This is a genomic window from Candidatus Limousia pullorum (assembly GCF_057405065.1).
In genome coordinates this window covers 1,175,197-1,200,970 of the sequence record NZ_CM171614.1, presented here as the reverse complement: position 1 = coordinate 1,200,970, position 25,774 = coordinate 1,175,197, and the positions used below count along the sequence as shown (strand labels likewise).

Here is a 25,774-nt window from a genome sequence, read left to right as displayed (position 1 = left end):
AGAGGAAAATATGAACAGACATTATAAAGCCCTTGAGCTTGATAAAATATTAAAAATGCTGGCTGATGAAACCACCTGCGAGGACAGCAGAGTTTTGGCAGAACAGCTTGAACCTGAAACAAATTTGAAAAGAGCGTCTGCACTGTTAAAGGAAACAGACGACGCCTATGTACTCATCGGACGTTTCGGCACTCCATCATTCGGAGGAGTTAAAAACGTCACAAACTCTTTGAGAAGAGCGGAAGCCGGCGGATGTCTTACCGCCTCAGAGCTTTTGAAAATCTCTGAAACACTGAGAATAATCCGTTCCCTTAAAGAGTGGAGAAGCAAATCTGCGGGAATAGAAACAAGTCTTGATTTCCGCTTTGAGGGACTTTCTCCAAACAAGTTTTTGGAGGACAAAATCAATACCTGCATTTTGTCAGAAGAGGAAATTGCCGACAACGCATCCTCAACACTTTATGATATAAGAAGAAAAATAAGAACCGCTTCATCAAAGGCGAGAGAAATTCTCGACAAAATAATCCACAGCAGTACCTATCAAAAGTACTTGCAGGATTTCATAGTTACCCAGCGTGACGGAAGATTTGTTGTACCTGTTAAAGCCGAATGTCGTGGAAACGTGCCGGGACTTGTTCACGACACATCATCCAGCGGCGCTACAATCTTCATAGAGCCTATGGGCGTTGTTCAGGCAAACAACGATATAAAGGTGTTGCAGGGAAAGGAAGCCGACGAAATCGAGAGAATTTTATTCGAGCTTTCCGCCCTTGCAGGAGGTTTTGCGGACAGCATTTCCGGAAGCTACCACAATTTGGTTGATTTAAACCTTATCTTTGCAAAGGCAAATTTAGGCTACAAGATGAACGCCGTTGTGCCGGAGCTTAACGACCGTGGAATAATTGATTTGAAAAACGCACGTCATCCCCTTATCGCCAAAGATAAGGTTGTACCAACTGATATTTCTCTGGGAAAGGACTTTGACACCCTTGTTATCACAGGTCCAAACACCGGCGGTAAAACAGTTTCACTGAAAACAATAGGACTTCTCTCCCTTATGGCAATGTGCGGACTTATGACCCCATGCCGTGAAAACAGCAAGCTTTCAGTTTTCAAAAAAATCCTTGTTGATATAGGCGACGAACAGAGCATTGAACAATCCCTGTCCACATTCTCCGCCCACATGACAAACATTATCGACATAATCAAGGTTGCCGACCGTTCAAGCCTTTGTCTTGTGGATGAGCTGGGAGCAGGAACAGACCCGGTTGAGGGCGCAGCTCTTGCTATTTCAATTCTTGAAAAGCTTCGTTTCTGCGGTTCAAAAATCGCCGCAACCACCCACTATGCTGAGCTTAAAGCCTACGCATTAAAGACAAGAGGCGTTGAAAACGGCTGCTGTGAATTTGACGTAGCTACTTTAAGACCAACATATAAACTTTTAATAGGCGTTCCCGGAAAGAGTAACGCTTTTGCAATATCAAAAAGACTGGGACTTGACGCAGATATTGTGGCACGCGCCAAAGAGCTTGTTTCCGAGGAAAGCAGAGAGTTTGAAACATTTGTTGAAACTTTGGAAAACCGCCGTCAAACTCTTGAGCAGAAGATGAAAGAAGCCGACAGGCTGAAATCTCAGGCACGCCGTGAACGTGAAGAAGCAATAAAGGAAAGAAAGCTGATTCAGGAACAGGCGGAAAAGGAAATCGAAAAAGCAAAAGCGGAAGCCCAGGCTATAACCGCCAAAACAAGAGCGGAAGCCTACGCCCTCCTTGATGAAATCGAGAAAATCAAGAAGCAGAAATCCGCAGCAGACGCCGAAAGCAAGGCAAAGCTCAAAAAGAGCATAAAGTCCATGGAAGACCATGCAGACCCAGTGGCAAAATCCGCCGACAACAGCGGCTACACTCTTCCAAGACCTCTGAAAGTGGGCGATACAGTTCTTATTTACGATATAGACAAAAAGGGAACTGTTCTGTCACTGCCTGATAAAAACGGAAACGTACAGGTACAGGCTGGAATCATCAAAACCAGAGTCAAGCTTTCAAATCTGCGACTTGTAGAAGAAGCAAAAGTCACCACAACCCAGACCAGAAAGCCGAGAACCGTCACTAAAAATGTTGATATCCACGCTTCAACGGAAATCGACGTAAGAGGAATGACGGCGATAGAGGCGATAATGGAGGTTGAAAGCGCAATAGACTCCGCCCTTCTTTCAAATGTAAACACCTTGACCATAATACACGGAAAAGGAACCGGTGTACTCAGAAAAGAAATTCAAATGCACTTAAAGAGAAACAAATACGTAAAATCCTACAGATTAGGCGTTTTCGGCGAAGGCGAAAGCGGTGTTACAATAGTAGAACTGAAATAAAAGAAACCCCACGCATTAAATTGCGTGGGGTTAATTATTAGGTTAATCAGTTACTTTCAGATAACTTTATCTGCAATGCTGTTACATCCAAAATTGAAATATCTCCGTCGTTGTTTATATCTGCGGCGTCTGCATTAAATTTCTCGAGAGAAATTCCTGCAAGATACATCTGAATAGCAGTTGCGTCGTTGATATTCATTACTCCGTCCATATTAACGTCGCCCTCTACAACATCATCTTTTCTTACTACTTTCAAAGTAAATGAATCTGATTTTCCGTTGCCGAAATCATAGTTGTAGTCAACATTTGAGATACCGTCCCTTACGGTTAAAATATTTCCCTCTACAGAGCCGCCGTACCAATCGCTTGCCTTTGAAACGTCAAAGCTTCCCGGAAGAGTTGTAAGGTCAAATTTTCCGTTTACAATCTCTATTGTATACTGATTTCCGTAGCCGGACAATGACTTCAGGGCTGTATTTTTGCTTAAGTCAAGGCTTGTAATGTTATTTAAAGCGCAGGAAAGGTCCTCCAATTTTATATTATTGCTTACATCAAGACTTGTAATCTTATTTTTATCACAATAGAAATCTATTAAATTTGTATTATTTGTCACATCAATATCTATAAGACTATTATTCATGCAATATAAGCTTTCCATATTTTTGTTTTTACTTAAATCAATATTTGAAAGCTTATTGTCATTGCAGTTTAGAAAGGACAGCGCAGTGTTGTCGCTTAAATCAAGAGAGGAAAGCTGATTGCTTCTGCAATCCAAATCTGTAAGCTTGTCAAGATTGTTTACATTAAGATTTGTGAGATTATTATTCTTGCACATTACGCTCACTAAACCTGTATTTTTGCTTAAATCCAGAGAAGTAAGCTGGTTCTTGTCACAAAGGAAATTGGTGAGAACCTGGCTTGAACCCATATTTAATTCTGTAAGCTTATTGTTAGTGCAGTTGAAAAAATCAAGCTTATTGCAGTCGCTTAAATCCAGAGAAGTGAGCTGATTATTTCTGCAATACAGCTTTGTCAAATTAACACAGCCCTCAAGATTTAAGCTTTCGAGATTATTGCTGTCTAATGATAAAAACTCAAGTTTGTCAGCGTTTACTATCTCAATAGATGTCAGCTTGTTGTTCATCAACTCTATATTCTCTATAGGAGCATTTTCGTTGAATTTGATATTTTCAATTTCATTATCATTGGCGGTAACTGCTTCCATCTTGGAATTTTGGCTTAAATCAAGCTCTGTAAGCTTATTATATTGGCAAAGAAGTCCCAAAAGCGCAGTATTTTTACTTAAATCCAGGCTTGTAATATTGTTATTGTTACAGTTGAGAGATATAAGTTTTGTAAAATATTCAATACCGGTTAAATCAGATATCCCCATATTTCCTACATTCAGGAAAAACACCAGATTTATCTCGTCCTGAGAAAGACTTCCGTTTTGGTCTTTGTCAATGTTTTCGGAAACATAGCTTCTGAAAGCCTCATCCGGGAAATTTTCAGCATTTACATCCACTTCTCCCTCAGCCGCAAGTGAGTATGCAGGCATAGCTGACAAAAGCAAAACTGCGGTCAGCAGCACCGACAGAATTTTTTTCTTTTTCATTTTTAAACCTCCATTTTTGCACGGACGCTATAGCACGAAGCATCCATACTAATTATAACTGTTTATATATGATATCATCATAAACAATTCAAGTCAATGAGGGTTTAACTTTCCTTTATATTATTTGTCAAAAAATATTTAAACTAACAACATTTCATAAAAATTTAAGCCTGCACAGCTTTAAACCATGCAGGCTGAATTTCCCGTAACGCTTAATAGGATTTATGCTTTTACCGCCTCCTCAATAAATTCAAGGGTGTTTTCCATAACCTCTTTATCGTCAACGCCGATTATATATATCTTTTCACCGTCCCGGTCATTGGTGGTAATCCAAAGAAACTCATCACCGGTTGGGTCAAGACACACATTGCAGGAGCCGTAACCCTTTACATTGAACTGTCCTTTATAAAGCTTATCCATATTGGAACCTATAATTTTGTTCATTGATGGCAGGTCATTTGTCACATCATAAGAAACAATATCCTCAACGGGTATTTCGTATTCCTTTACAACATGAACTACCTCTATGCTATTTTCTGTGGTTTCAATTTTAATAGGTGTAAATTCTTCAGTCATAAGCCAGATACCCAGAATTGGCATTGCCAAAATACACAGCACTGAAAATCCCATGAGGATTTTACCGGCAGGCTTTGCCATATTCATTGTGGTTCCTATTCCTATACGGGCGTTGACTACATTGTGGACATCGTTGGGATTGTAGTAAAAAAGACCGCCAATCCACTTGTCGTCATCGTCAAAATATTTTTCATCCACGGCAGTTTCGGAAATCTTCTGCTGAGCCTTTCTAACCACCATTTCACATCGTATTGCAAAATACATAAGCAAAATTGTGTACAATATTGAAGCTATTATAAAACCAAGTCCGGCATAGTTAAGCTTCATAAATATATAAACTGAAATATTGTAAAGGGCGGTAAGCCATGCGCAGACAAGCCACATTTTAGTCTGGTTATATCTTCTCACACGGGTAAGTAAATTTGTAATGTTTACATCCCTGTTTATTGCGTCCTTTTTCTGTCTGTTTATAAAATGATAAAACAAAGGGCAAAACAAAACCGTGAGAAACATTGCTGCACATACGCTTATGGAAACAATGCCCATTATATCACCGTTTGACTTTATTAAATCCCATATTCCCAAAAGTACAGGGATAAAGGAAAGCACTGTAGGCGCAATAAACCATTTCATGTTGAGAATTTTTATTTCACCCACTGCGGCTTTTGTATCAACCGCAACCTTATTCATTGAATAACCGTTCCAGCCATTTTCCTTTTTCAGCTTTATAAGCTTACTTCTATACTTTACATATACAGAAAAAGGAACAATCATAGCCACAACAAGCCATACCATAGCGAACGTAAAAAACACAGACGTGTAATTAAAGAAAAACATTGCCAAGGAAAGCAGCGTAAGAACAACAAATGATATATCCATAGCTTTTTTATATTCCTTTACAATGTTCTGAACTTCTTTTCCGTCACGTTCCCACATGGGAATTGTAGCTCCTATCAAAAGATTTTTCTTAGGTTTCGCCTCGTTTCTAAGCATACCGTACATAATAGGCAAAGCCATATAAAAGCAGACAAACATCACTATTTTAAATACTATGTCACTCATAAACTACTCCTTTTCCTGAAAAATCTCACGGCATATATTGAGAAATTCTTCTTCTGTAACGCCGTTGAGTTTCATTTCGGAAATTACAAGCTTTAATTTTTTTATTTGTTCTTCTTTCTGAGCCTGAGGGGAATTTATATTTGGATTAACATAAGCTCCGTTTCTTCTGTCGGTGATTATGTAACCCTCCTGCTTTAACAGTGAATATGCTTTATTGACCGTCATCATATTCACACCGGCCTCATCGGCAAGACCCCTGATAGTGGGAAGCTTCTCGCCTGCCCTCAGTTCCCCTCCGGCAATTCCCACCACGATACTGTTGCGTATCTGCATATAAATAGGTATATCACTTGAAAAATCCAACTCCAAAAGCATATTATCACCTCTTTCTTGTATTCTCTGTATTACTAATTATAATACAGAGAATACAAAAGATAATTATTTTAAAGAAAATTATAAAATAAAACCGTGGCTTTAAAACCACGGCTTTGTTGTTATGTACTCTCTTTTGTTATTTCGGCTGTTGTGCTTTCCGTTTTGGCTTCGGGTTCTGCCGGAATCATTGTTCCCTTATGGTCTGTTGTGTAATCACATTTCAGCAAAAGCTCCGATATTGGAACAAACTCATAACCCATTTCTCTAACCGCATCAATAATCATAGGAAGAGCCTCCGGGGTATTTGTGGCGCCGTTGTGCATTAAAATGATTGAGCCGGGGCAGATTTTGCTTTTTATTCTATCCACCATATCCTGAGCTGTGGGGTCTTTCCAGTCCAGAGAATCCACATCCCACTGTACACAGTACATTCCGCAGGAATTTACCGTTTCCACAACTGAATTGTTGTAATCACCATAGGGCGGTCTGAAAAGGGTTACTTCTTTTCCTGTAAGATTTTTAATAAGGCTGTTGCAGTTTTCAATCTCTTCCATCATTTTATCCCTCGAAAGCTCCGTCATTTTCGGGTGAGTACTGCTGTGGTTTCCGATATCGTGCCCAGCGGCGGCTATTTCCTTAACAGAGTCCGGATATTTTTCCACCCAGTCGCCCACAAGGAAAAATGTGGCCTTAACATCTTTTTCATCCAATATATTCAGCAAATCCTCTGTCTGTTCGTTGCCCCATGCGGCGTCAAAAGAGATTGAAACCACTTTTTTATCTCCGCAGTCCACATTATAAATAGGGATAATTCTTTCACTTTCGGCGGTTTCCTGAGTTTTTGTCAATCCCAAGATACTCACTGCCCCAACGGAAACTGCCAGAACCAAGCAAATTGCCGCAGTAATAATATTCCTTTTTGTAAGAACAAAAATTTTCATAAAAAAATCACCCCATAATAATTATGAGGTGACCTCTTTTTTAATTCTGTTTATTTAACTATTATTCCTCGTATTTCCACTTAATGCCCTGAGGTGTGTCCTCAATAACAATGTGTCTAGCTTTCAGCTCATCTCTGATTCTGTCAGCGGTTGCCCAGTCCTTATTCTTTCTTGCCTCTGTTCTCTCAGCGATAAGAGCTTCGATTTCCTCGTCAAGGCTCTTTTCCTCTTTAATTGTGATAACGCCGATAACGTCGTTAAGCTCGTTGAACAAATCAAGTGCATACTGGCAAAGTTCCTTTGAAGGAGCGTTTGAAGCCGCTGTGTATGTGTTGATATCTCTTGCAAGCTCGAAAATAGCGGAAATTGCGTCGGCAGTATTAAGGTCATCATCCATAGCCTTGATAAAGTCGTCACGGTGAGTGTCAAGCTTTGCCTTTATCTCTGCTTCACCCTCTTTTTCACCGCTTTCAGCCTTTGAAAGTGCGAAAACAAGGTTGTCATAGCAGTTGTGAAGTCTTTCCAAAGCCGCCTTGCACTGCTCAATATTTTCTACGGAATAGTTTATCGGGCTGCGGTAATGAGAGGAGATAAGCAGATATCTGATAGGCTCATAGCCGTACTTCTCTGCAACATCTCTTACGGTAAAGAAGTTGTTAAGGCTCTTTGACATCTTTACGTTGTCAACATTGATGTAGCCGTTGTGCATCCAATATCTTGCAAAAGGAACACCGTTGCAGCATTCGCTCTGTGCAACCTCGTTTTCATGGTGAGGGAAAATCAAGTCCTGGCCGCCGCCGTGAATATCGATTGTTTCTCCCAGATATCTTCTTGCCATTGCGGAACATTCAATATGCCAGCCCGGTCTGCCCTTGCTCCAAGGGCTTTCCCAGTATGGCTCGCCCGGCTTTGCAGCTTTCCAAAGTGCAAAGTCCATTGGGTTTTCCTTAACTTCGCCAACGGAAATTCTTGCTCCTGCTTCCAAATCCTCAATAGGCTGGTGGCTCAATTTGCCGTATTCGTCAAATTTAAGAGGGCTGAAGTAAACGTCGCCGTTTGATGCAACATAAGCGTAACCCTTTTCAATAAGCTTGCTTACAATAGAGATAATCTCGTCGATGTTCTCTGTTGCTCTTGGGTGAATTGTTGCCTCTTTAACTCCGAGACCCTGAGCGTCCTTTTTATACTCTGCGATATATCTCTCGGAGATTGTCATATAGTCAGTGCCTTCCTCGTTTGCCTTGTTGATGATTTTATCGTCAACATCTGTGAAGTTCTGAACAAAGGTAACTTTCAATCCTCTGTACTCCATGTATCTTCTGAGAATATCAAAGATACAGAGAGGACGTGCGTTTCCTATATGGATATAGTTGTAAACTGTAGGGCCGCAGGCATAAATTTTTGCCTCGCCCTCTTTCAAAGGTACAAACTCTTCTTTTTTTCTTGTCAGCGTGTTGTAAATTTTCATTTCTTTAACTCCTCCAATTCAGCTTTAAGGTTTTCTATCTCATTTTCAAGTATATTTATCTTCTGTGCAATCGGGTCGCAGATATGAATCTGGTCGAGATTTTCATTCATTCTCACATCGCCGATTTTTACTATTTTAGCCGGAACACCAACCGCCGTTGCGTTTGCCGGAACCTCGCTTAAAACTACCGCACCTGCGGCAATTCGTGCATTATCGCCCACATTAAATGGGCCCAAAACCTTAGCGCCCGAACCGACCATTACATTATTTCCAAGTGTTGGGTGACGTTTTCCGTGTTCTTTACCGGTACCGCCCAAGGTTACGTTTTGATATATTGTGCAGTTATCACCGATAACCGTGGTTTCTCCTATAACCACGCCCATGCCGTGGTCAATAAACAGACCTTTTCCTATGGTAGCTCCCGGGTGAATTTCAATTCCCGTCTTATGTCTGCTTCTCTGTGAAATATATCTTGCTAAAAACTTCAGGTTGTGTCTGAAGCACCAATTTGCTTTTCTATATGCTCTAACCGCCTTAAATCCCGAATAAAGGAAATAAACCTCAAGTCTGCTTCTCGCCGCCGGGTCTCTGGCGATTACAGAATCCAAATCCTCTTTCAAAGCCTTAAACACACTCTCACCTCTTTTTTTATTTCCGCCGTGTTTTTTATTTCCAAAGTGAACCCTTGCCCCGCAGCACTAACCCAAAGCTTACATCACCCTATCCGGCGGCGGATATAAAAAATACCGTCCCTATGAAAGGGACGGTTTGTAGGTTCAAATCGTGGTTCCACCCAAGTTCAGCGTATACTATATATAATATAGTATGCACCCTTCTGCGTCATATAACGGTGACTGCCGTACAGAGATACTCTTTTCCCCCTGTCTGCTCACGGGTGCATTTCCCGAAACTCCTCATTAAAGCCATTTCAGCATACAGGCTTCTCTCTGTAAAGTCTTGTTTTCGGTACTTCTCCCGGTCACTGCATTTATAATACTATATGTACTTTGAGTTAATTATATAACAAAGAAAATCCAAATGCAAGATTTTTCTTATTACCAGTCCTGAATTACATGTTTGTTGTCCATAACATAGATAACGCCGGAGATAACGGCAAATATTGTGGACACCCAAAGGAAAATCTGATCCATTACCATAAATCCGGAGCTAAACTGCTGATAAACTTCCGATGACACAGAAATAATATTAAGGTCCATAAGCTCCAAAATATAACTGCTGAACATTACAGCGCAGATTGCAATAATCTGGCTTACGGTTTTCACCTTGCCCCAAATATTTGCGGCAACAACCTTTCCCTGGGATGCCGCCACAAGACGTATTGAGGTTACGGTAAACTCTCTTATCAAAACTATTATTACCATTACAGGGTCTGTAATGCCCAAAGCTATGAAACAGACAAAACCCGAAATAACAAGGATTTTATCCGCCAATGGGTCGGCAAACTTTCCGAAATCCGTCACCAGGTTTCTTTTTCTTGCAAGCTTTCCGTCCAGGCAGTCTGTCACAGACGCCATAATAAAAATCAGACAAGACACCAAATAATGGTGCGGAAAAGGAATTAAAAGGGATGCCACAAAAAACGGAACAAGCAAAATTCTAAGCACCGTAAGTTTGTTAGGCAGGTTCATAAAAATCATCCTCTACAATTTTTTAAAATTGCTTACTCCACCATTTCCCCTATGGGGTCGCAATTAAGAAAATCATCAATTTTTACTTTTACAAATTCACCGGGAGCAGGTTTTCTGCCTGTTACAGTAAAGAACACGCTTCCGTCAACCTCCGGAGCGTCCCAAGCGCTTCTGCCGAAGAAGCACTCGGCGTACTGGTCATATCCCTCAACAAGAACTTCTATGGTTTTTCCGTCAAGCTTCTGGCAGAACTCCTCCATGATTTCCTGCTGATTTTCCATTATAATTTCTGCTCTTCTTTCCTTAACATTCTCTGGAATCTGTGGTTCAAGCTTTGCCGCAGGTGTGTTTTCTTCCTGTGAGTAGGCAAAGCATCCAACTCTCTCAAATCTCACCTCTTTGGCGAAATTCTCAAGCTCTGCAAATTCCTCTTCTGTTTCTGTCGGGAAACCTGCAATAAATGTGGTTCTAAGCACAATTCCCGGAACCTTTTCTCTTATCTTTGCGATAAGCTCTACAAGCTCCTCTTTGTTTCCCTTTCTGTTCATGGTCTTCAAAACTCTGCCGTTGCAGTGCTGTAAAGGCAAATCCAGATATTTTACAATCTTTTCTTCCTCTGCCATAACCTGCAAAAGCTCGTCTGTGATTTTGTCCGGATAGCAGTACAAAACTCTTATCCATCTGATACCGTCAATTTCACAAAGCTTCTTCAAAAGCTTTGCAAGCATAAGTTCGCCGTAAATGTCCTTTCCGTAAAGGCTTGTATCCTGAGCTACAACCACAAGTTCTTTTACACCCTTTTCTGCAAGATGTTTAGCCTCTGCGATTATATCTTCCATTTTACGGCTTCTGAATTTTCCTCTTATCATTGGAATTGCGCAGTAGGTGCAGTGATTGTCACAGCCCTCGGCAATTTTAAGATATGCGTAATAATAAGGTGTGGACTGTATTCTGCCGCCCTCCAAAGGAAGCAAAAGCTTATCCGGGAAGCACTGCTGTTTCTTACCCTGCAAAACCTCGTCTATAATTTTTACAATGTCGTCGTTTGCGCCTATTCCCACAACTGCATCGGCTTCGGGAATTTCTTTCATAACTTCCTCTTTGTAACGCTCTGCCAAACAGCCCGTCACAATTATAGCCTTAATTTTGCCCTCTTTTTTAAGCTCTGAAAGCTCTAAAATTTCTTCAATGCTTTCCTGCTTTGCGGACTCTATAAATCCGCAGGTGTTTATAATAGCCACATCCGCCATCGCCACATCCTCGCAGAGCTTGTAGCCTGCGTTTCTTATGCGGTACAACAGCATTTCTGCATCTACCCTGTTTTTTGCACATCCAAGAGAAATAATACCAACTTTATACGCCATTTCAGTATCTCCAAATTTATTATTTTTCCTTAAAATTCCTCTGCGGGAAACTCCTGTTCATCGCAGAATTCATTCAAAACTCTCTTTATATCACCGTAGCGGTAACCCATTCTTTGAAGTCCCGCCACGGCTCTTTTTCTGCCTTTTTCGTCATTTAAAGCATTTTTATATTTCTTTTCTATCACAGCATAAATCTGACTGTCGCTTTCCGGCTCAAGCTCTTCGGCAATTTGTGATGCGGTTTCCTTGTCAATTCCCTTTAAGCAAAGCTTATAGATAACCGCCGATTTCGCAAGCTTCTTATTTTCATAAAGCTGTGAAGCATATCTTCTTGCAAAATTTTCGTCGTTTATCAGTCCAAGCTCTTCCATGCGTTCAACCGCACCCTTTGCCGCTTCCCTGTTGCAGGTTCTGGAAATTTTGTCCTCCAGCTCTCGGCTTGAGTGGTCACGGTAGGATATAAGCCACAGAGCCTTATCCTTTGCCCTCTGCAAATCAGACTGCTGTATCAAAAAGTGAAGCTGTTCATCGTCAATATCTGCGCCCACCTTCACCCTGTTTTCCAAAATTGTTTTGGTGTCAAGCTTTACGGCAAATTCGCCGTCGATATATATTGCACTTAAACCTTTTTTTCTCGGTTCAATTCCTGTTATAATCATCAGTCTTCAACCAGAATGTCCAGTTTATCCTGAGATGCAGGAGCAGCCGAAGGAGCAGAAGCCACCGGAATCACAACAGGATTTTTCTTTTCCTTAGCTGTCTTTGTTGGGTTCAGCTTGTCGATATTTTCCCAAAGCTGCTTTTCAATCTCGTCGGCGATTTCCTTGTTGTTCTTGAAAAATTCCTTTACATTTTCTCTGCCCTGTCCAAGTCTTACATCGCCGAAGCTGAACCATGCGCCGGATTTCTGAACAACGCCTGCCTTAACCGCCAGGTCAACCAATTCGCCCTCTCGGGAAATTCCCTGACCGTACATTATATCGAACTCAGCCTCTTTGAAAGGAGGGGCAATTTTGTTCTTTACAACCTTAGCTCTTGTTCTTGAACCGACCATTTCGCCGCCGGACTTCAATGTCTCAACTCTTCTTATGTCAATTCTCACTGAGCTGTAGAACTTCAAAGCACGTCCGCCCGGTGTTACCTCCGGATTTCCGTAAACAACGCCAACTTTTTCTCTAAGCTGGTTGATAAAGATTGCCACGCAGTTTGATTTTGAAATTGCGCCGGCAAGCTTTCTCAAAGCCTGTGACATAAGTCTTGCCTGCAATCCCACATGGCTGTCACCCATGTCGCCCTCGATTTCCGCCTTAGGAACAAGAGCGGCTACAGAGTCCACAACGATTACGTCGATAGCTCCGCTTCGGATAAGAGCTTCCGCAATTTCCAAAGCGTCCTCACCTGTGTCAGGCTGTGACACAAGCAAAGAGTCAACGTCAACGCCCAAAGCCGCCGCATAAACAGGGTCAAGAGCGTGTTCAACGTCTATAAAAGCTACGTTTCCGCCGTCCTTCTGACCCTCTGCTATACAGTGGAGGGAAAGTGTTGTTTTACCTGAGGATTCAGGTCCGTAAATCTCAATGATTCTTCCTCTTGGCAACCCGCCTATACCCAAGGCGATATCCAAAGACAAAGAGCCTGTGGAAACATGTCCCACGTTCATATGCTCATTTTGACCAAGACGCATAACTGCGCCCTTTCCGAATTGTTTTTCTATCTGCATTAAAGCTGTTTCTAAAGCCTTGTTTTTATCTGCCATCTTTACTTCTCCTTTTCTTTCCTCTAAATTAAACGTCATATATTCAATACAAAACGGCTTACACTGCCGTAAGACAATTATAATTCAGAACAGAAAAAAATTCAATGATTTTAAAGAAATTTCTCGAACTAATTTTCTAATTATTTTTTATAAAAACCGGAAATTGCTCTTTCCACCCCGCCAATGTCAAGGCTTGAAGAGATATTTTCAAAGCCTGCGTCGGTCATCATCTTTTTTACATCCTCAAACTGATCTTCGCCAAGCTCATAAACTAACATTCCGTCTGTTTTGAGAAACTCTGTGTATCTCTTTGTAATAAAGGAATAAAAATCCAGTCCGCTTTCTCCCCCGTCCAGCGCCATTTTAGGCTCGTACTGAACTTCACTTTGAAGTGTGGGAAGCTCTTCTCTTTTAATATACGGAGGATTTGAAACTATTATGTCAAACTCTTCATCCTGCAAAAAATTCTCAGGATAAAAAATATCGCATTTAACCGCTTTTACATCCGCTTGATTTATATAAATATTTTTTAAAAGATACTCGTAAGCCTCGGGAGATTTTTCCACAGCAGTTACCTTTGCATTTTTGCAGTATTTGGAAATTGCCACAGATATAGCTCCGCTTCCAGCGCACAGGTCGAGAACCTGCATTTCCTTTTCAGGATTTTCCTTTATCCTTTTTATACAGATATCCACGCACACCTGAGTATCTTCTCTGGGGATAAGCACCCCTTTTCCCACTGCAAAGGGCAAATCCATGAAATACCACAGTCCCATAACATACTGCAAAGGCTCTCCGGCGGCTCTTTTCTTTGCCATATTCAGCAGTTTTTCTTCCTCACGGTCTGAAATCACATCGTCACCGTAAACTATAATTTTGTTTCTGTCATAGCCTGCAATTTCTTCCATAAGATAGGAAGCCTCAAAGGACGGGTCGCTGACTCCGCCCTGAGATAAAATATTTTTTATTGTGAGGTATAGTTCTTTAACAGTCATTTTTATCCCACACTAATTTTTATTTTCCGGCGGTAAGAATATCGCTTCCATCCTCCGGTATTACCTCTTTTATAGCGGCGATTGCCACTTCAATCATGCTGTCGTCAGGCTCTTTTGTGGTAATTCTCTGAGCCCACATTCCCGGAGCTGCAATAATTCTTGTGGCAAGGTTGTCGTATTTGCCACAAAGCTTAATAAGCTCGTAACCAATTCCGCAGGAAATAGGAAGCAAAAGAATTTTTATAACAGGTCTTAAAACCGGTATTCCGAAAGGTGCAACCGGAACAAAAAGACCTACGATTATTCCCACAACCAGCATAAGCACCATAAAGCTTGTACCGCATCTTGGGTGAAATCTTGTGTGTTTTCTCACGTTTTCCACGGTCAGCTCCTCGTCGCTTTCATAGCAGAAGATTGTCTTGTGCTCTGCTCCGTGATACATGAAAACTCTTTTCATATCTTCCATTCCGGAAACCAGAAGTATGTATCCCAAGAAAATTACTATTTTTAAAATACCTTCAAAAACAGATTTATAAAAAACTACATCCTTTCCGTCGCCCTGAAATGCAGGAACCGCATTTGAGGAAAGGTCAAACAAAAAGCTTGGTAAAAAGAAGAAAAGCAAAACCGCCAGCAAAACTCCGACTATTCCCGCAAACCACATAAGCACGCTCATCATCTTTTCGCCGAATTTGTCCACAAGCCATTTTTCAAAACGGCTTTCCGGCTCTTCCTCCATAGCGTCCCCCATGGCTTTGTCCGCAGAAATAGCCAGTGATTTATAGCTTAACTTCATTGAATCTATAAGACCCACAATACCTCTTATAAAGGGAAGTCTGAAAAACTTGCCCTTTGATGAAATTGTAGTGTAGGCCACATCCTCTTTATAAATCTCATCCTTGCCGGTTCTCACGGCAACCGTTGTTTTTTTCGGGCCTCTCATCATTATTCCCTCAATAAGTGCGCTTCCGCCTATTGAGGTGATTTTTTTTACATTTTCCTTATGTTTTTTCATTCTTATACCTTTCTATAATAAAAATAAACCACCGTTAATTTTAAAACAAGATTGTGATTTTTCTGTGACACCGCTGTGTTCTAACAGAGATTATAAATCTTTAAAATATCACTGGGGATTTCCCGAGTCTGAGCTTTTCTCCTTTATAAGGGGCAGGGTTATTGTAACTGTTGTGCCTACTCCCAAACTGCTCTCGATATCAAGTGTACCGTTGTGCATGGAGATTATCTCGTCGGCAACCGCAAGGCCTATTCCTGAACCTCTTACAGTCTGATTGGCTTTATAGAATTTTTCCTTTACCTTCGGCAAATCCTCCGGAGAAATTCCCACGCCGTTGTCGGTAACCTTTATCTTTACGTTATCCTGGTCGGCGCTTACCTCTATTGCCACAACTCCGTCAGCAGGAGTATATTTCAAAGCGTTGTCAATAATATTAAAGAACACCTGTTTCAGCCTGTTTCTGTCGCCGAGAACAGGGCCTACATAATCAGGCTCATCGTAAAGGAGATGTTTTCCCTCTGATGAGGCTCTTTCCTTTAGCATATATATGGACTCGTCCAGCTCTGCCAAAATATCGGTTTTATCCATCATAAGCATCATTCTGCCGTTTTGCAGTCTGCTGAAATCCAAAAGTTCCTCAACAATTCCCGTAAGTCTTGACGCCTCTTTTATAATTACGCTCATGCCCTTGTCAAAGGTTTCCTTGTCGGAAACTCCTCCGAGCTGCATGGTTTCCGCCCAGCCCTTAATGGCTGTCAAAGGCGTTCTAAGCTCATGGGAAACGCTGGAAATAAAGTCGTTTTTCATTTTTTCCGCAACACCCAGCTCCTGAGCCATATTGTTTATGGCGTCGCAAAGGTCGCCGATTTCGTCGTCGTGAAGCTTGTCGATTTTTGCATTAAAATCGCCCTGGGCAATTCTTTTAGCCGTAACCGACATCTTTTTAACGGGATTTACAATAGACCTTATAAAGAAAGAACCGGAGAACAGCACAAGCAGAATAATCACAACACCGGAGGTTATAAATATAGCCACAAATGCCATAACCCTCTGGTTTGCCATTTCAAGGGAAACGATATATCTAACCGCACCCAGATAGCTTCCCTGAGAATTTGTGATAACCCTGGTAAGAGCCATTACCGGCTCACCGGAAACAAGGGTTCCGCTCCAGGTGGCAACTCCGCCCGATGAGCCTTTTGCCATTTCATAGTCAGGCATAGGCTGGCTTTCATCTGGAGGAAATCCCGTTGAGGTTATAACAACTCTTCCTGCGGAGTTTATAACCATAAGCTCCATAAGCTCCTTATCGGGAAAGTTTTCAACATATTCCGTTGCCATTGTTATAAAGTCCGTGGAACTTTCCGTGGTGTAGCTTCCGAAAACATTTATAAGCTCTGTGCTTCGTCCGCTGATTGTCTGTTCAATGCTGTTGTAGAAAAACACTTTAATGGCAAAAGAAAGACAGATAACTATTACAATAACTATGGCAGCAATAACTCCCAGTGTATTTATAAGCCATCTTCTGGTAATACCCTTTACTCTTGTCATCCTTTCGCCTCCCTGATTTTTGTTTTTAATTTACCTAAGCTTTTTATCAAGCTTCCCATTTATAGCCCATACCCCATACTGTTACAATATATTTCGGGTTTGAAGGCTCGTCCTCCACTTTCATTCTCAGTCTTCTTATATTTACGTCAACAATTTTTTCTTCGCCCACATATGCATTTCCCCAAACATGGTTTAAAATATCGGTTCTGTCAAGAGCAACGCCCGGGTTTGAGAAAAAGTATTCCATAATCTGGAACTCAACCTGTGTAAGCTCTATAACCTTATTGCCTTTCATAAAAGACCTGTTTCTAAGGTTAAGCTTGAAAATTCCGCAGGTAAGCTCTTCTTTGAAATTATTTTCGCTGTGAGCACGTGCCAAAGCAACTCTTCTGTAAAGGGAGTCAACTCTTGCGGTAAGCTCGCTGGGGCTGAAAGGCTTTGTCACATAGTCGTCTGCGCCAAGCATAAGACCTGTAACCTTGTCCATTTCCTGTGTTCTTGCGGAAAGCATGATAATTCCGATTGTGCCGTTTTTATTGCGCAGCTCCTTGCACACGTCAAGGCCGCTGATTCCCGGCATCATAATATCGAGAATAGCAACATCAAAATCGCCGTTGTGCTCCTCGTATTTTTTCAAAGCCGCTTCACCGCAATCCGCCTCAACCACGTCATATCCGGCTCTTCTAAGGTTTATAACCACAAAATCTCTTATAGCAGTTTCGTCTTCGCAAACAAGAATTTTTTTCATAACTTCCTCCATCTATATTTCTCAATATTATAATCTGTCAATTCAGCCGGTTAAAATACCGTTTCTCCGGTTCCGGCAGCTCTAAAGGAATTCAAAATATCCTGTTCTTTCGGGATATAAGCGCTGTCACCCATTAAAACATAACCATATGCGTTACTTTCGTTTTTCAGTATCAAGGAATAGCCGTCCATGTCTGCCCCGTCAATCCATTCGCCTACAGGATACTGTCTTAATGCGAAAAATGCTTCTCCTATAACTCCGTCGCTGTATTCCATAAAGGTCATGGTTCTTCCGTCGTCTGAAATTACGGCAGTAACATGTCCGTACCATTCGTCGGGGATTATATAGTAATATCCGCCCTTATTGTTGTATACAACAGTTCTGACTATCTCAGTATTGTTGTCAGTGGTTGAGTAGTTGCACCATGAAATAAGTCCTGCGTACTCCATACCCGTTGACGATGAGTCAGAAGGCATTTTTGTGCATACCGGAATTTCCACTATTCCGTCACCGTTGATATCCTTTGATACAATGGCGGTGGATTTAAGATTTATGGAATCGTATTCGCTGATAAGTCCGCTCTGCACCGTTTCGCTTTTCAGCTGGAACTGAGGAACATCGAAATAGATAACCTGTGTGTTATATCTCAGTCCCGTAACACCGTCGGCAAACACCGCAAAGGTTCCTGTGCTGTCAACCTTTCCCGAGGTCACATTAAACAGCCTTGTGACTTCCGAATCCATAGCAGCTTCTGAAACCAATGTGATTTTTTTATCGTTGTCGTTGTAGCAGTAAAGAGAAGCCGCTGCACTTTTTTCCGATGTGCTTAAATTTATCAGCACAATGCTGTCAAATCCGCTTTGGGTAAAATCCCCCACCGCAAACTCGTAATATATTTCATCGGAGGACATCTGAGTACACTGGTTGTTATCATAGCTGTACACCGATAAAACATTTGTCATTGTGCTGTTGGCGTTCCAGCCCACTATAATCTCGTCAATTCCGTCTCCGTTGAGGTCGGCAAAATCAACCTCTGTAACTTCAGGAAAGGCTGTGGTAAACTCACCAACAATCTGCCACTGCTGTTCTTCCTCTTCTCCCACCTCGTCTATTACTACCAGATGAGTCTGAGGGTTTTCGTCTTTTGTTCTGTAAAGTCCTATAGCCTCTTCGCTTCCGTCGCCGTTCATATCATAAAGTATAACTGCGCTTCGGTAATTACCGCTTTGAGGATATTTAAGTGTATATTTCTGATTTCCTGCATTTTGCTCTATAAGATGCTGAATCTGAGCTTTGTCTCCTGTAGGTCTTGGCGGACGCATAAGGTCTTTGCTGTCAAGATTAGCTATGGAGCATCCGCTCATAAGCACCGCCAGCAGTCCCGCCGTTAAGCAGGCCAAAAACTCCTTAATCTTCATTTTTCCGCCTCCCTTTTTAATGAAAATTATTCGGAAACTTCCTTTTCGCCGTCTTTCTTTTCCGGCAAAACGTCCTTTACTGCCGTGCAGTATTTAATTTTAATACCTTCCTGGGAAAACATTCTCTCGTGTTCAGTCATAAAGTTTTCCCCGTAGATTTTTGAAAAATCGCTGTTGTGCAAGTCCCTTGTTATATAGTCAATTCTGAAACCGCACTCTTCAAAATATTCAAGGCTTTCCTCAAAAAGCTCGTCATCGTCGGTTTTAAAACGGATTTCTCCGCCCTCTTCGAGAAATTCTCTGTATTTCATAAGCTTCAAAGGGAAAGTAAGTCTTCTCTTCTTGTGCTTTCCTCTTGGCCATGGATTGCAGAAATTTATATAAATTCTCTCTATTTTATCTTCCGGAGAAATTATTTTTTCAATCTGCTCCACATTCCAGGCAACCAAAGCGATATTTTTTACATCATCAACGGTTTTTCCTGCCTCCTGAAAGAACTTTACAATATTTCTTCTTCCCACGCCAAGCATATCGCTTTTTATGTCAACGGCAATAAAGTTTACATGGGGATAAGCCAAAGCCGCCCGGGCAACAAAGCTTCCCTTTCCGCAGCCAAGCTCCAGATGCAGGGGCTGCTGTTTTTCAAAAACTTTGCTCCAGTTTCCTCTTGTTTCTGCCGGATTTTTTATATAAAAATCGCAGGCGGCAAGCTCCGGTTCCGCCCAAGGTTTCTTTCTTATTCTCATTATTTCACCAAACAATTCTTTATTTTAATTTTCAAATAGGTATACTTTTTGACTATCTAATTTATTATACCAAACAATATGTCCATTTGCAAACACTTTGATAAAAAACGGTAAAATAAACTGATAAAATCTGAATTTTTCCTAAAATTTGATAATTATTCCATTTATTATGTTTTTAAGGCAATATTTTTACAAAAACTGCTGTTGACTTTTTTCCCCGCTATGGTTATAATACATTACGAACTACAAAAAAGAGAATAATTACTGCTTATCAAGAGTGACTGAGGGAACAGGCCCTGTGAAGTCCGGCAACCTGCTTAATGTAAGGTGCCAAGTCCTGCGGTAAATCCGAAAGATGAGTTTATACCCGCTGTTCGGAACACCGACCGGCGGTTTTATTTTTTTATAAAAAGTTTCATCTTATTTTAGATAATAAAAAATCGGAAGGAGAAAAAACATGGCAAAGAGATTTTTCACATCTGAATCAGTAACAGAGGGACATCCGGACAAAGTATGCGACCAGATTTCTGACGCTGTTTTGGACGCAATATTGGAACAGGATAAAAACGCCCACGTAGCCTGCGAAGTAACAGCAACCACAGGCATGGTACACGTAATGGGTGAAATCACCACAGATTGTTATGTAGACATTCCGGCTGTTGCCAGAAAAGTTATAAACGATATAGGATACAACACACTTGACTGCGGTTTTGACGGAAACAACTGCGCAGTTCTCACCTCAATCGACTCTCAGTCACCGGATATCGCAATGGGCGTTAACGCTTCTTACGAGCTTAAAAACGGCGAAGAGGATGTTTTCAACTCCACAGGCGCAGGCGACCAGGGTATGATGTTCGGTTTTGCATGCGACGAAACACCGGAGCTTATGCCTTTGGCAATCTCCCTTGCACACAAGCTTGCAAAAAGACTTACAGAGGTTAGGAAGAACGGCACTCTCCCATATCTCAGACCTGACGGCAAAACTCAGGTTACAGTTGAGTATGACGACGACAAGGTTGTAAGAATTGACACAGTTGTTGTTTCCACTCAGCACGAGGAAACAGCAACACTTGAGCAGATTAGAAACGACCTTACAGAAAAGGTTATCAAGGAGATTATCCCTGCAAACCTTTTGGACGAAAACACAAAGATTTATGTAAACCCAACAGGCAGATTTGTTATCGGCGGCCCTGTAGGCGACAGCGGTCTTACAGGAAGAAAGATTATCGTTGACACATACGGCGGATATGCCTGCCACGGCGGCGGAGCTTTCTCCGGAAAAGACCCGACAAAGGTTGACAGAAGTGCTGCTTACTATGCAAGATACATTGCAAAGAATATCGTTGCAGCAGGACTTGCAAAAAGATGTGAGGTTCAGCTTGCATACGCAATCGGCGTTGCAAAGCCTGTTTCAATCCTTGTAAATACATTCGGCACATCTTCCTACAATGATGAGGCTATCGCAGAGGCAGTTAAGAAAGTATTCGACTGCCGTCCTGCCGCAATCATCAAGAATTTGAAGCTCACAGAAACAAAATATCTCCCTCTCGCCGCTTATGGTCATATGGGCCGTGAGGATTTGGGCGTTCTCTGGGAAAACACAGACAAAACAGAAGAGCTTAAAATGGCATTGGCATAATTAAATCATCTACAGGCGTTTGGCAATAAGCCGGATGCCTGTTTTATTTTATAATTTTTTTCTAAATGGAAATAGAGTGGGTAAAATATCCCAAAATAATAAAAAGCAAAGGAAAGGTCAATTGAAAAAACTGTGTAAACTTTGCCGTATTTTGATGACTTATGACATTTATTTTGTTATAATAAAAAATAATCCAATTTTAGGTATTGTTTTTTAGTTTATGAAAGGATGTACAAAATGGAACAATATTTCTCTAAAACCCCTCAGCAGGCTTTGGACGATTTAAAGACCACTTCCGCCGGACTATCCGAGCAGGAAGCTTCAAGCCGTATTGAAAAATTCGGCGAGAACAAACTCTATGAGGGAAAGAAAAAATCTGTAATTCAGGTATTTTTAGAACAGTTTAAAGATCTGCTGGTTATTATTCTCATTGCCGCAGCGCTGATTTCCGCTTTTTCCGGAAATCTTGAAAGCACAATAGTTATCATAGCAGTTCTTATCCTCAACGCTATACTGGGAACAGTGCAGTATTTTAAAGCTGAAAAATCCCTGGAAAGCTTAAAAGCCATGTCATCACCAACGGCAAAGGTTCTCCGTGACGGCAAAAAGATGGAAATCCCATCCGCACAGATTGTGCCAGGCGATATAGTATTTTTGGAAGCCGGCGACATGGTTGTTGCAGACGGAAGAATTTTAGAAAACTTCTCCCTTAAAGTTAATGAAAGCTCCCTCACCGGTGAGAGCGAGGGCGTTGACAAAACAGTAGATGTTATCAACTCTGAAAAGGTTGCACTGGGCGACCAGAAAAACATGGTATTCTCCGGTTCACTTGTAACATACGGACGAGCAACAATAGTTGTAACCGCAACAGGAATGAACACAGAGCTTGGTAAAATTGCCGCTTTGATGAACCAAACTCAGCAGAGAAAAACACCTTTGCAGGAAAGCCTTGATAAATTCAGCGCAAAGCTTGCGATTATCATTATGATAATTTCCGCTCTTGTTTTTGCATTGTCAATTTTCAGAAGCGGAATGGGAATTTTGGATTCCCTTATGTTCGCAGTAGCTTTGGCGGTTGCCGCAATTCCTGAGGCTCTTTCCTCCATTGTAACCATAGTTTTGGCAATGGGAACACAGAAAATGGCTCAGCAAAATGCCATCATGAAGGATTTGAAAGCCGTTGAAAGCTTGGGATGTGTTTCCGTAATCTGTTCCGACAAAACCGGAACACTGACCCAAAACAAGATGAAGCCTCAGAAAATCTATGCTGACGGAGTACTGTTCGACGGAAAAGAAATTAACCTTGCAAACGATGTGCAAAGACTTCTTTTGAAATCCGCAATTCTTGCAAGCGACGCCACCCACGATGCTGAAAAGGGCACATCAATCGGCGACCCAACAGAGGTAGCTTTGGTTATGCTGGGCGAACACTTTGGTGTTGAAGAGGAAGTCTACAGAGAACAGCACCCACGTTTGGGAGAAATCGCCTTTGACTCCGACAGAAAGCTTATGAGTACACTCCACGACATTGAGGGAGTTCCAACACTCATTACAAAGGGCGCAATGGACGTGCTTCTTGACCGTTCAAAATATCTTATGACAAGCAAGGGCAAGGTTCCTATGACAGAGGAAAGAAAAAGCGAAATTGCCCGTATAAATATGGAGCTTTCAGAACAGGGGCTTCGAGTTCTGGCTTTTGCAGTTCGTGAGCTTGACAGCGTCCGTCCTCTCACCTTGGAGGATGAAAAGGAGTTTACCTTCTTAGGACTTATCTCCATGATTGACCCGCCAAGACCTGAAGCTATACAGGCTGTAGCAGACGCAAAACGAGGCGGTATCCGCACAATAATGATTACCGGCGACCACAAGGTGACCGCAACAGCCATAGCAAAACAGCTTGGTATTTTCCGTGAGGGAGATGAAGCCCTTTCCGGTGTAGAGCTTGACTCCATGAGCGACAATGAGCTTGACCAGCGTCTTGAAAAGGTTTCCGTATATGCCCGTGTTTCTCCGGAACACAAAATTCGCATAGTAAACGCATGGCAGAGAAAAGGCAACATTGTTTCCATGACCGGCGACGGAGTAAACGACGCACCGGCACTTAAAAAAGCCGATATCGGCGTAGCTATGGGAATCACAGGAACAGAAGTTTCCAAGGACGCCGCTTCCATGATTCTTTCCGACGACAACTTTGCAACTATTGTTAAGGCTGTTGTAAACGGAAGATGTGTTTATACAAACATCAAAAACTCAATAGGATTTTTGCTTTCAGGCAATACAGCGGGAATTTTTGCCGTTGTTTATGCGGCTTTAATGGCTTTGCCTGCTCCTTTCGAGGCTGTTCACCTTTTGTTTATCAACCTGCTTACAGACTCACTTCCGGCAATCGCCATAGGTATGGAGCCTGCCCGTGACGGACTTCTTGACCAGAAGCCACGTGACCCGAAAGAGCCTATTTTAACACGTGATTTCTTATCTAAAATAGGTGTTCAGGGCTTTCTTATCGCCGTTGTCACAATGATATCATTCTATATCGGCTATCAAAACGGCGACGCCGCTTTGGCTTCCACAATGGCATTTGCAACTCTTACAATGGCACGTCTTTTCCACGGATTTAACTGCCGTGGAAGCAACTCAATATTCAAGCTTAAATTCTCCACAAACAAATATTCAAACCTTGCATTTTTCGGCGGAGTTATCCTGCTTTTGCTGGTTCTCTTTGTACCGGGACTCAACGGCTTGTTTATGATTTCCCCTGCTTTCGGCATTAAGGAACTGGGCATTGTAGCCTTAATGGCATTTATCCCAACAGTTTTGATACAGATTTTCAAAGTTATAAGAGATATGAAAAAACACTGATAAAAAATAGAGGCGTATGGTTTTTACACCATACGCCTTATTTTTTTAATCTGTTAAAGTTAAATCATATTCGATTATTACAAGTCTGTTGTAATGCTGACTATATTTAAAAAACATAAGCTTATAATTTCCCGCTTCAGTAATTGTTTTATTTATTTCCCCGTCGGTCGCATTGAAAAATGTATAATAATCGTAGTTGTATTGATTTATTTTATCAAAAGAATAGTAGAAATATTCAGGTAAATCCGAAATTTGTGTTTTCCATTCTTCGCTTTCCGCAAGGTATTTTTCAAATTCTGCTATTCCCTGATCATCAGTAAAATCCACATACAGACTGTCTTTTTCAATTAAAAGATAATGCATAAAACTATCTATGTCAATTCCGGAATATGAATACAGCGTATCTTTTGAGCTGTCTTTTATAAAAGCTTCGCCGCCGTCGGGAAAATCAATTCCTGTTACGGTTTCTATCTCCTGCATACGGCTGTAATCTGTTTGAACATAATTCTCAGAAAACGCCATGATGCTTAAAAATCCAATAGCCCCATAGAATGTCAAAATTCCGCTGACAACAATATATCCGACAGTTTTTAAACCCTTTGATTTTCCGAAAATTGCGGTTGCAAGTGAAGCCAATGAAAAAATTATAAATGCGCCCGAGGCAATCTTCAGGGATTGTAAACCTTTGTAGCCGTCTGCGAAAAACATAAATTTTATAACAAAGACATTTGCTGATACAATCATCAAACAGAACAAAGTCCAGTTTATCCTTTGGAAAAGCTTTATTCTTTCTTCGCTCATACTGCACAAAGGGTATTTATAAGCCACATCCTGAGAATAAAAATATCTTATATTATTTATAAGCATTTTTAATATAACATCTTTGTCACCCTGAATATCATCCATGTTTACTGTATACAGTTTTCGAGCGTATGAAATAACCAGCCGTTTTTTGCTTATGAACACACCGTTAATCTCATTGTAATATGCGAAAAAATTTCCGTCGTATTCGTCCTGACGCTCTGTTGAAAATCCTATTCCCTGCCTGTAAAAATAAAGCTTTTCAATACTGTCGCTGTCCTTTATGGACTTAAAGCTTTTATGCCTTTTATACAGGGATAAAGCAAGCGGCACCATAAGTCCCAAAGCTACAAATATGAAAGGTACAAAAAGAAATATGGGATTTAGTCTGCTTCTGTCAAACAGCATAAACATACACGAATTAAACAGATAAATTAAACCTATTGCCGCTATTACACATCTTGATAAAATATTTTTGCGGTAATAAAGCTTTACGCCTTGCTTTTTGCTTTCATCATCTTTAGAAACTGCCGCTGTTCCTATATGAAGTTCCTGTACAGGCTGACGGCTGTTATCGGCTGGCTGTGCCGCTTCCCTGCCCAAAAGCTCGTCAACCGTAACTCCCAGTATCTCGCTGAGTGCAACAAGGTTTTCAATTGACGGCACTGTTTTGTTCTCTTCCCAAAGGCTTACGCTCTGTACGCTTACGCCTATTTTCTGAGCCGCATATTCCTGAGAAATACCTTTTTCTTCTCTCAGTCTTTTAATGTTTTCACCTAAATTCATAAGTCCACCCCTTTTCTATTTTTCTGTAAATTCACAGATGTG

The 25,774-nt window shown here is 41.3% G+C and carries 20 protein-coding genes, 1 riboswitch and 1 other annotated feature; of the genes, 3 read left to right on the top strand and 17 right to left on the bottom strand.

All coding sequences use genetic code 11. From position 1 onward, the window contains the following. The first annotated feature begins 10 nt into the window (after window positions 1-10). A complete protein-coding gene (locus CGICJO_RS05190; RefSeq protein WP_486499888.1) occupies window positions 11-2,371 on the top strand; it encodes an endonuclease MutS2 in 2,361 nt (786 codons plus the stop codon). A gap of 46 nt (window positions 2,372-2,417) precedes the next feature. On the opposite strand, the gene CGICJO_RS05185 is transcribed toward CGICJO_RS05190, so the two are convergent. The 16 genes from CGICJO_RS05185 to trmB form a co-directional block, all read right to left on the bottom strand. After that, window positions 2,418-3,986 carry a dockerin type I domain-containing protein gene (locus tag CGICJO_RS05185; protein ID WP_486499887.1) on the bottom strand — a complete coding sequence of 523 codons (1,569 nt, stop codon included), beginning with the start codon at window positions 3,984-3,986 and terminating at the stop codon, window positions 2,418-2,420. A 222-nt stretch (window positions 3,987-4,208) separates the two neighbouring features. Beyond that, a complete protein-coding gene (locus CGICJO_RS05180) occupies window positions 4,209-5,624 on the bottom strand; it encodes a DUF5808 domain-containing protein (RefSeq protein ID WP_486499886.1) in 1,416 nt (471 codons plus the stop codon). Between the two features lie 3 nt (window positions 5,625-5,627). Continuing rightward, entirely contained in the window at window positions 5,628-5,999 is a 372-nt protein-coding gene (locus CGICJO_RS05175; protein WP_486499885.1) for a GntR family transcriptional regulator, read from the bottom strand. 119 nt (window positions 6,000-6,118) lie between these two features. After that, window positions 6,119-6,940, bottom strand: a complete 822-nt coding sequence (locus tag CGICJO_RS05170; protein ID WP_486499884.1) for a polysaccharide deacetylase family protein — start codon at window positions 6,938-6,940, stop codon at window positions 6,119-6,121. Window positions 6,941-7,001: 61 nt separating this feature from the next. Continuing rightward, window positions 7,002-8,408: a cysteine--tRNA ligase gene (gene cysS, locus CGICJO_RS05165; protein ID WP_486499883.1), complete on the bottom strand. Its 1,407-nt coding sequence runs from the start codon at window positions 8,406-8,408 to the stop codon at window positions 7,002-7,004. After that, entirely contained in the window at window positions 8,405-9,040 is a 636-nt protein-coding gene (cysE, locus tag CGICJO_RS05160; RefSeq protein WP_087376358.1) for a serine O-acetyltransferase, read from the bottom strand. The genes cysS and cysE overlap by 4 nt, the downstream gene beginning before the upstream one ends. A gap of 124 nt (window positions 9,041-9,164) precedes the next feature. Further along, window positions 9,165-9,400, bottom strand: a binding site (T-box leader). A 63-nt stretch (window positions 9,401-9,463) separates the two neighbouring features. Next, complete coding sequence (pgsA, locus tag CGICJO_RS05155; RefSeq protein ID WP_486499882.1) at window positions 9,464-10,057, bottom strand: CDP-diacylglycerol--glycerol-3-phosphate 3-phosphatidyltransferase; 594 nt, start codon at window positions 10,055-10,057, stop codon at window positions 9,464-9,466. Between the two features lie 32 nt (window positions 10,058-10,089). Further along, the gene (rimO, locus tag CGICJO_RS05150) at window positions 10,090-11,421 is read right to left on the bottom strand and encodes a 30S ribosomal protein S12 methylthiotransferase RimO (RefSeq protein WP_486499881.1); all 1,332 of its coding nucleotides are present in this window, start codon (window positions 11,419-11,421) and stop codon (window positions 10,090-10,092) included. Between the two features lie 29 nt (window positions 11,422-11,450). Then, window positions 11,451-12,080: a regulatory protein RecX gene (locus tag CGICJO_RS05145; RefSeq protein WP_087376355.1), complete on the bottom strand. Its 630-nt coding sequence runs from the start codon at window positions 12,078-12,080 to the stop codon at window positions 11,451-11,453. After that, on the bottom strand, window positions 12,080-13,177 hold the full coding sequence (recA, locus tag CGICJO_RS05140) for a recombinase RecA (protein ID WP_143256351.1): 1,098 nt from the start codon (window positions 13,175-13,177) through the stop codon (window positions 12,080-12,082). Before recA ends, CGICJO_RS05145 begins: the two co-directional genes overlap by 1 nt. Window positions 13,178-13,317: 140 nt before the next feature. Beyond that, entirely contained in the window at window positions 13,318-14,172 is an 855-nt protein-coding gene (gene prmC / locus CGICJO_RS05135; protein ID WP_486499880.1) for a peptide chain release factor N(5)-glutamine methyltransferase, read from the bottom strand. Window positions 14,173-14,191: 19 nt separating this feature from the next. After that, on the bottom strand, window positions 14,192-15,187 hold the full coding sequence (locus CGICJO_RS05130; protein ID WP_486499879.1) for a DUF1385 domain-containing protein: 996 nt from the start codon (window positions 15,185-15,187) through the stop codon (window positions 14,192-14,194). 108 nt (window positions 15,188-15,295) lie between these two features. Next, window positions 15,296-16,735 (bottom strand): ATP-binding protein, encoded by a 1,440-nt coding sequence (locus CGICJO_RS05125; protein WP_486499878.1) that lies wholly within the window; start codon window positions 16,733-16,735, stop codon window positions 15,296-15,298. A 46-nt stretch (window positions 16,736-16,781) separates the two neighbouring features. After that, a complete protein-coding gene (locus tag CGICJO_RS05120) occupies window positions 16,782-17,483 on the bottom strand; it encodes a response regulator transcription factor (protein ID WP_087376455.1) in 702 nt (233 codons plus the stop codon). Between the two features lie 50 nt (window positions 17,484-17,533). Next, entirely contained in the window at window positions 17,534-18,901 is a 1,368-nt protein-coding gene (locus CGICJO_RS05115) for a hypothetical protein (protein ID WP_486499877.1), read from the bottom strand. A gap of 26 nt (window positions 18,902-18,927) precedes the next feature. Next, window positions 18,928-19,647 (bottom strand): tRNA (guanosine(46)-N7)-methyltransferase TrmB, encoded by a 720-nt coding sequence (gene trmB / locus CGICJO_RS05110; RefSeq protein ID WP_486499876.1) that lies wholly within the window; start codon window positions 19,645-19,647, stop codon window positions 18,928-18,930. Window positions 19,648-19,912: 265 nt separating this feature from the next. Beyond that, window positions 19,913-20,009: riboswitch (SAM riboswitch) on the top strand. A 95-nt stretch (window positions 20,010-20,104) separates the two neighbouring features. On the opposite strand from trmB, the gene metK reads away from it, so the two are divergent. Continuing rightward, a complete protein-coding gene (gene metK, locus CGICJO_RS05105) occupies window positions 20,105-21,286 on the top strand; it encodes a methionine adenosyltransferase (RefSeq protein ID WP_486499875.1) in 1,182 nt (393 codons plus the stop codon). 237 nt (window positions 21,287-21,523) lie between these two features. Next, a complete protein-coding gene (locus CGICJO_RS05100; protein WP_486499874.1) occupies window positions 21,524-24,145 on the top strand; it encodes a cation-translocating P-type ATPase in 2,622 nt (873 codons plus the stop codon). A gap of 45 nt (window positions 24,146-24,190) precedes the next feature. On the opposite strand, the gene CGICJO_RS05095 is transcribed toward CGICJO_RS05100, so the two are convergent. Next, on the bottom strand, window positions 24,191-25,732 hold the full coding sequence (locus CGICJO_RS05095) for a helix-turn-helix domain-containing protein (protein ID WP_486499873.1): 1,542 nt from the start codon (window positions 25,730-25,732) through the stop codon (window positions 24,191-24,193). Window positions 25,733-25,774 lie beyond the last annotated feature (42 nt).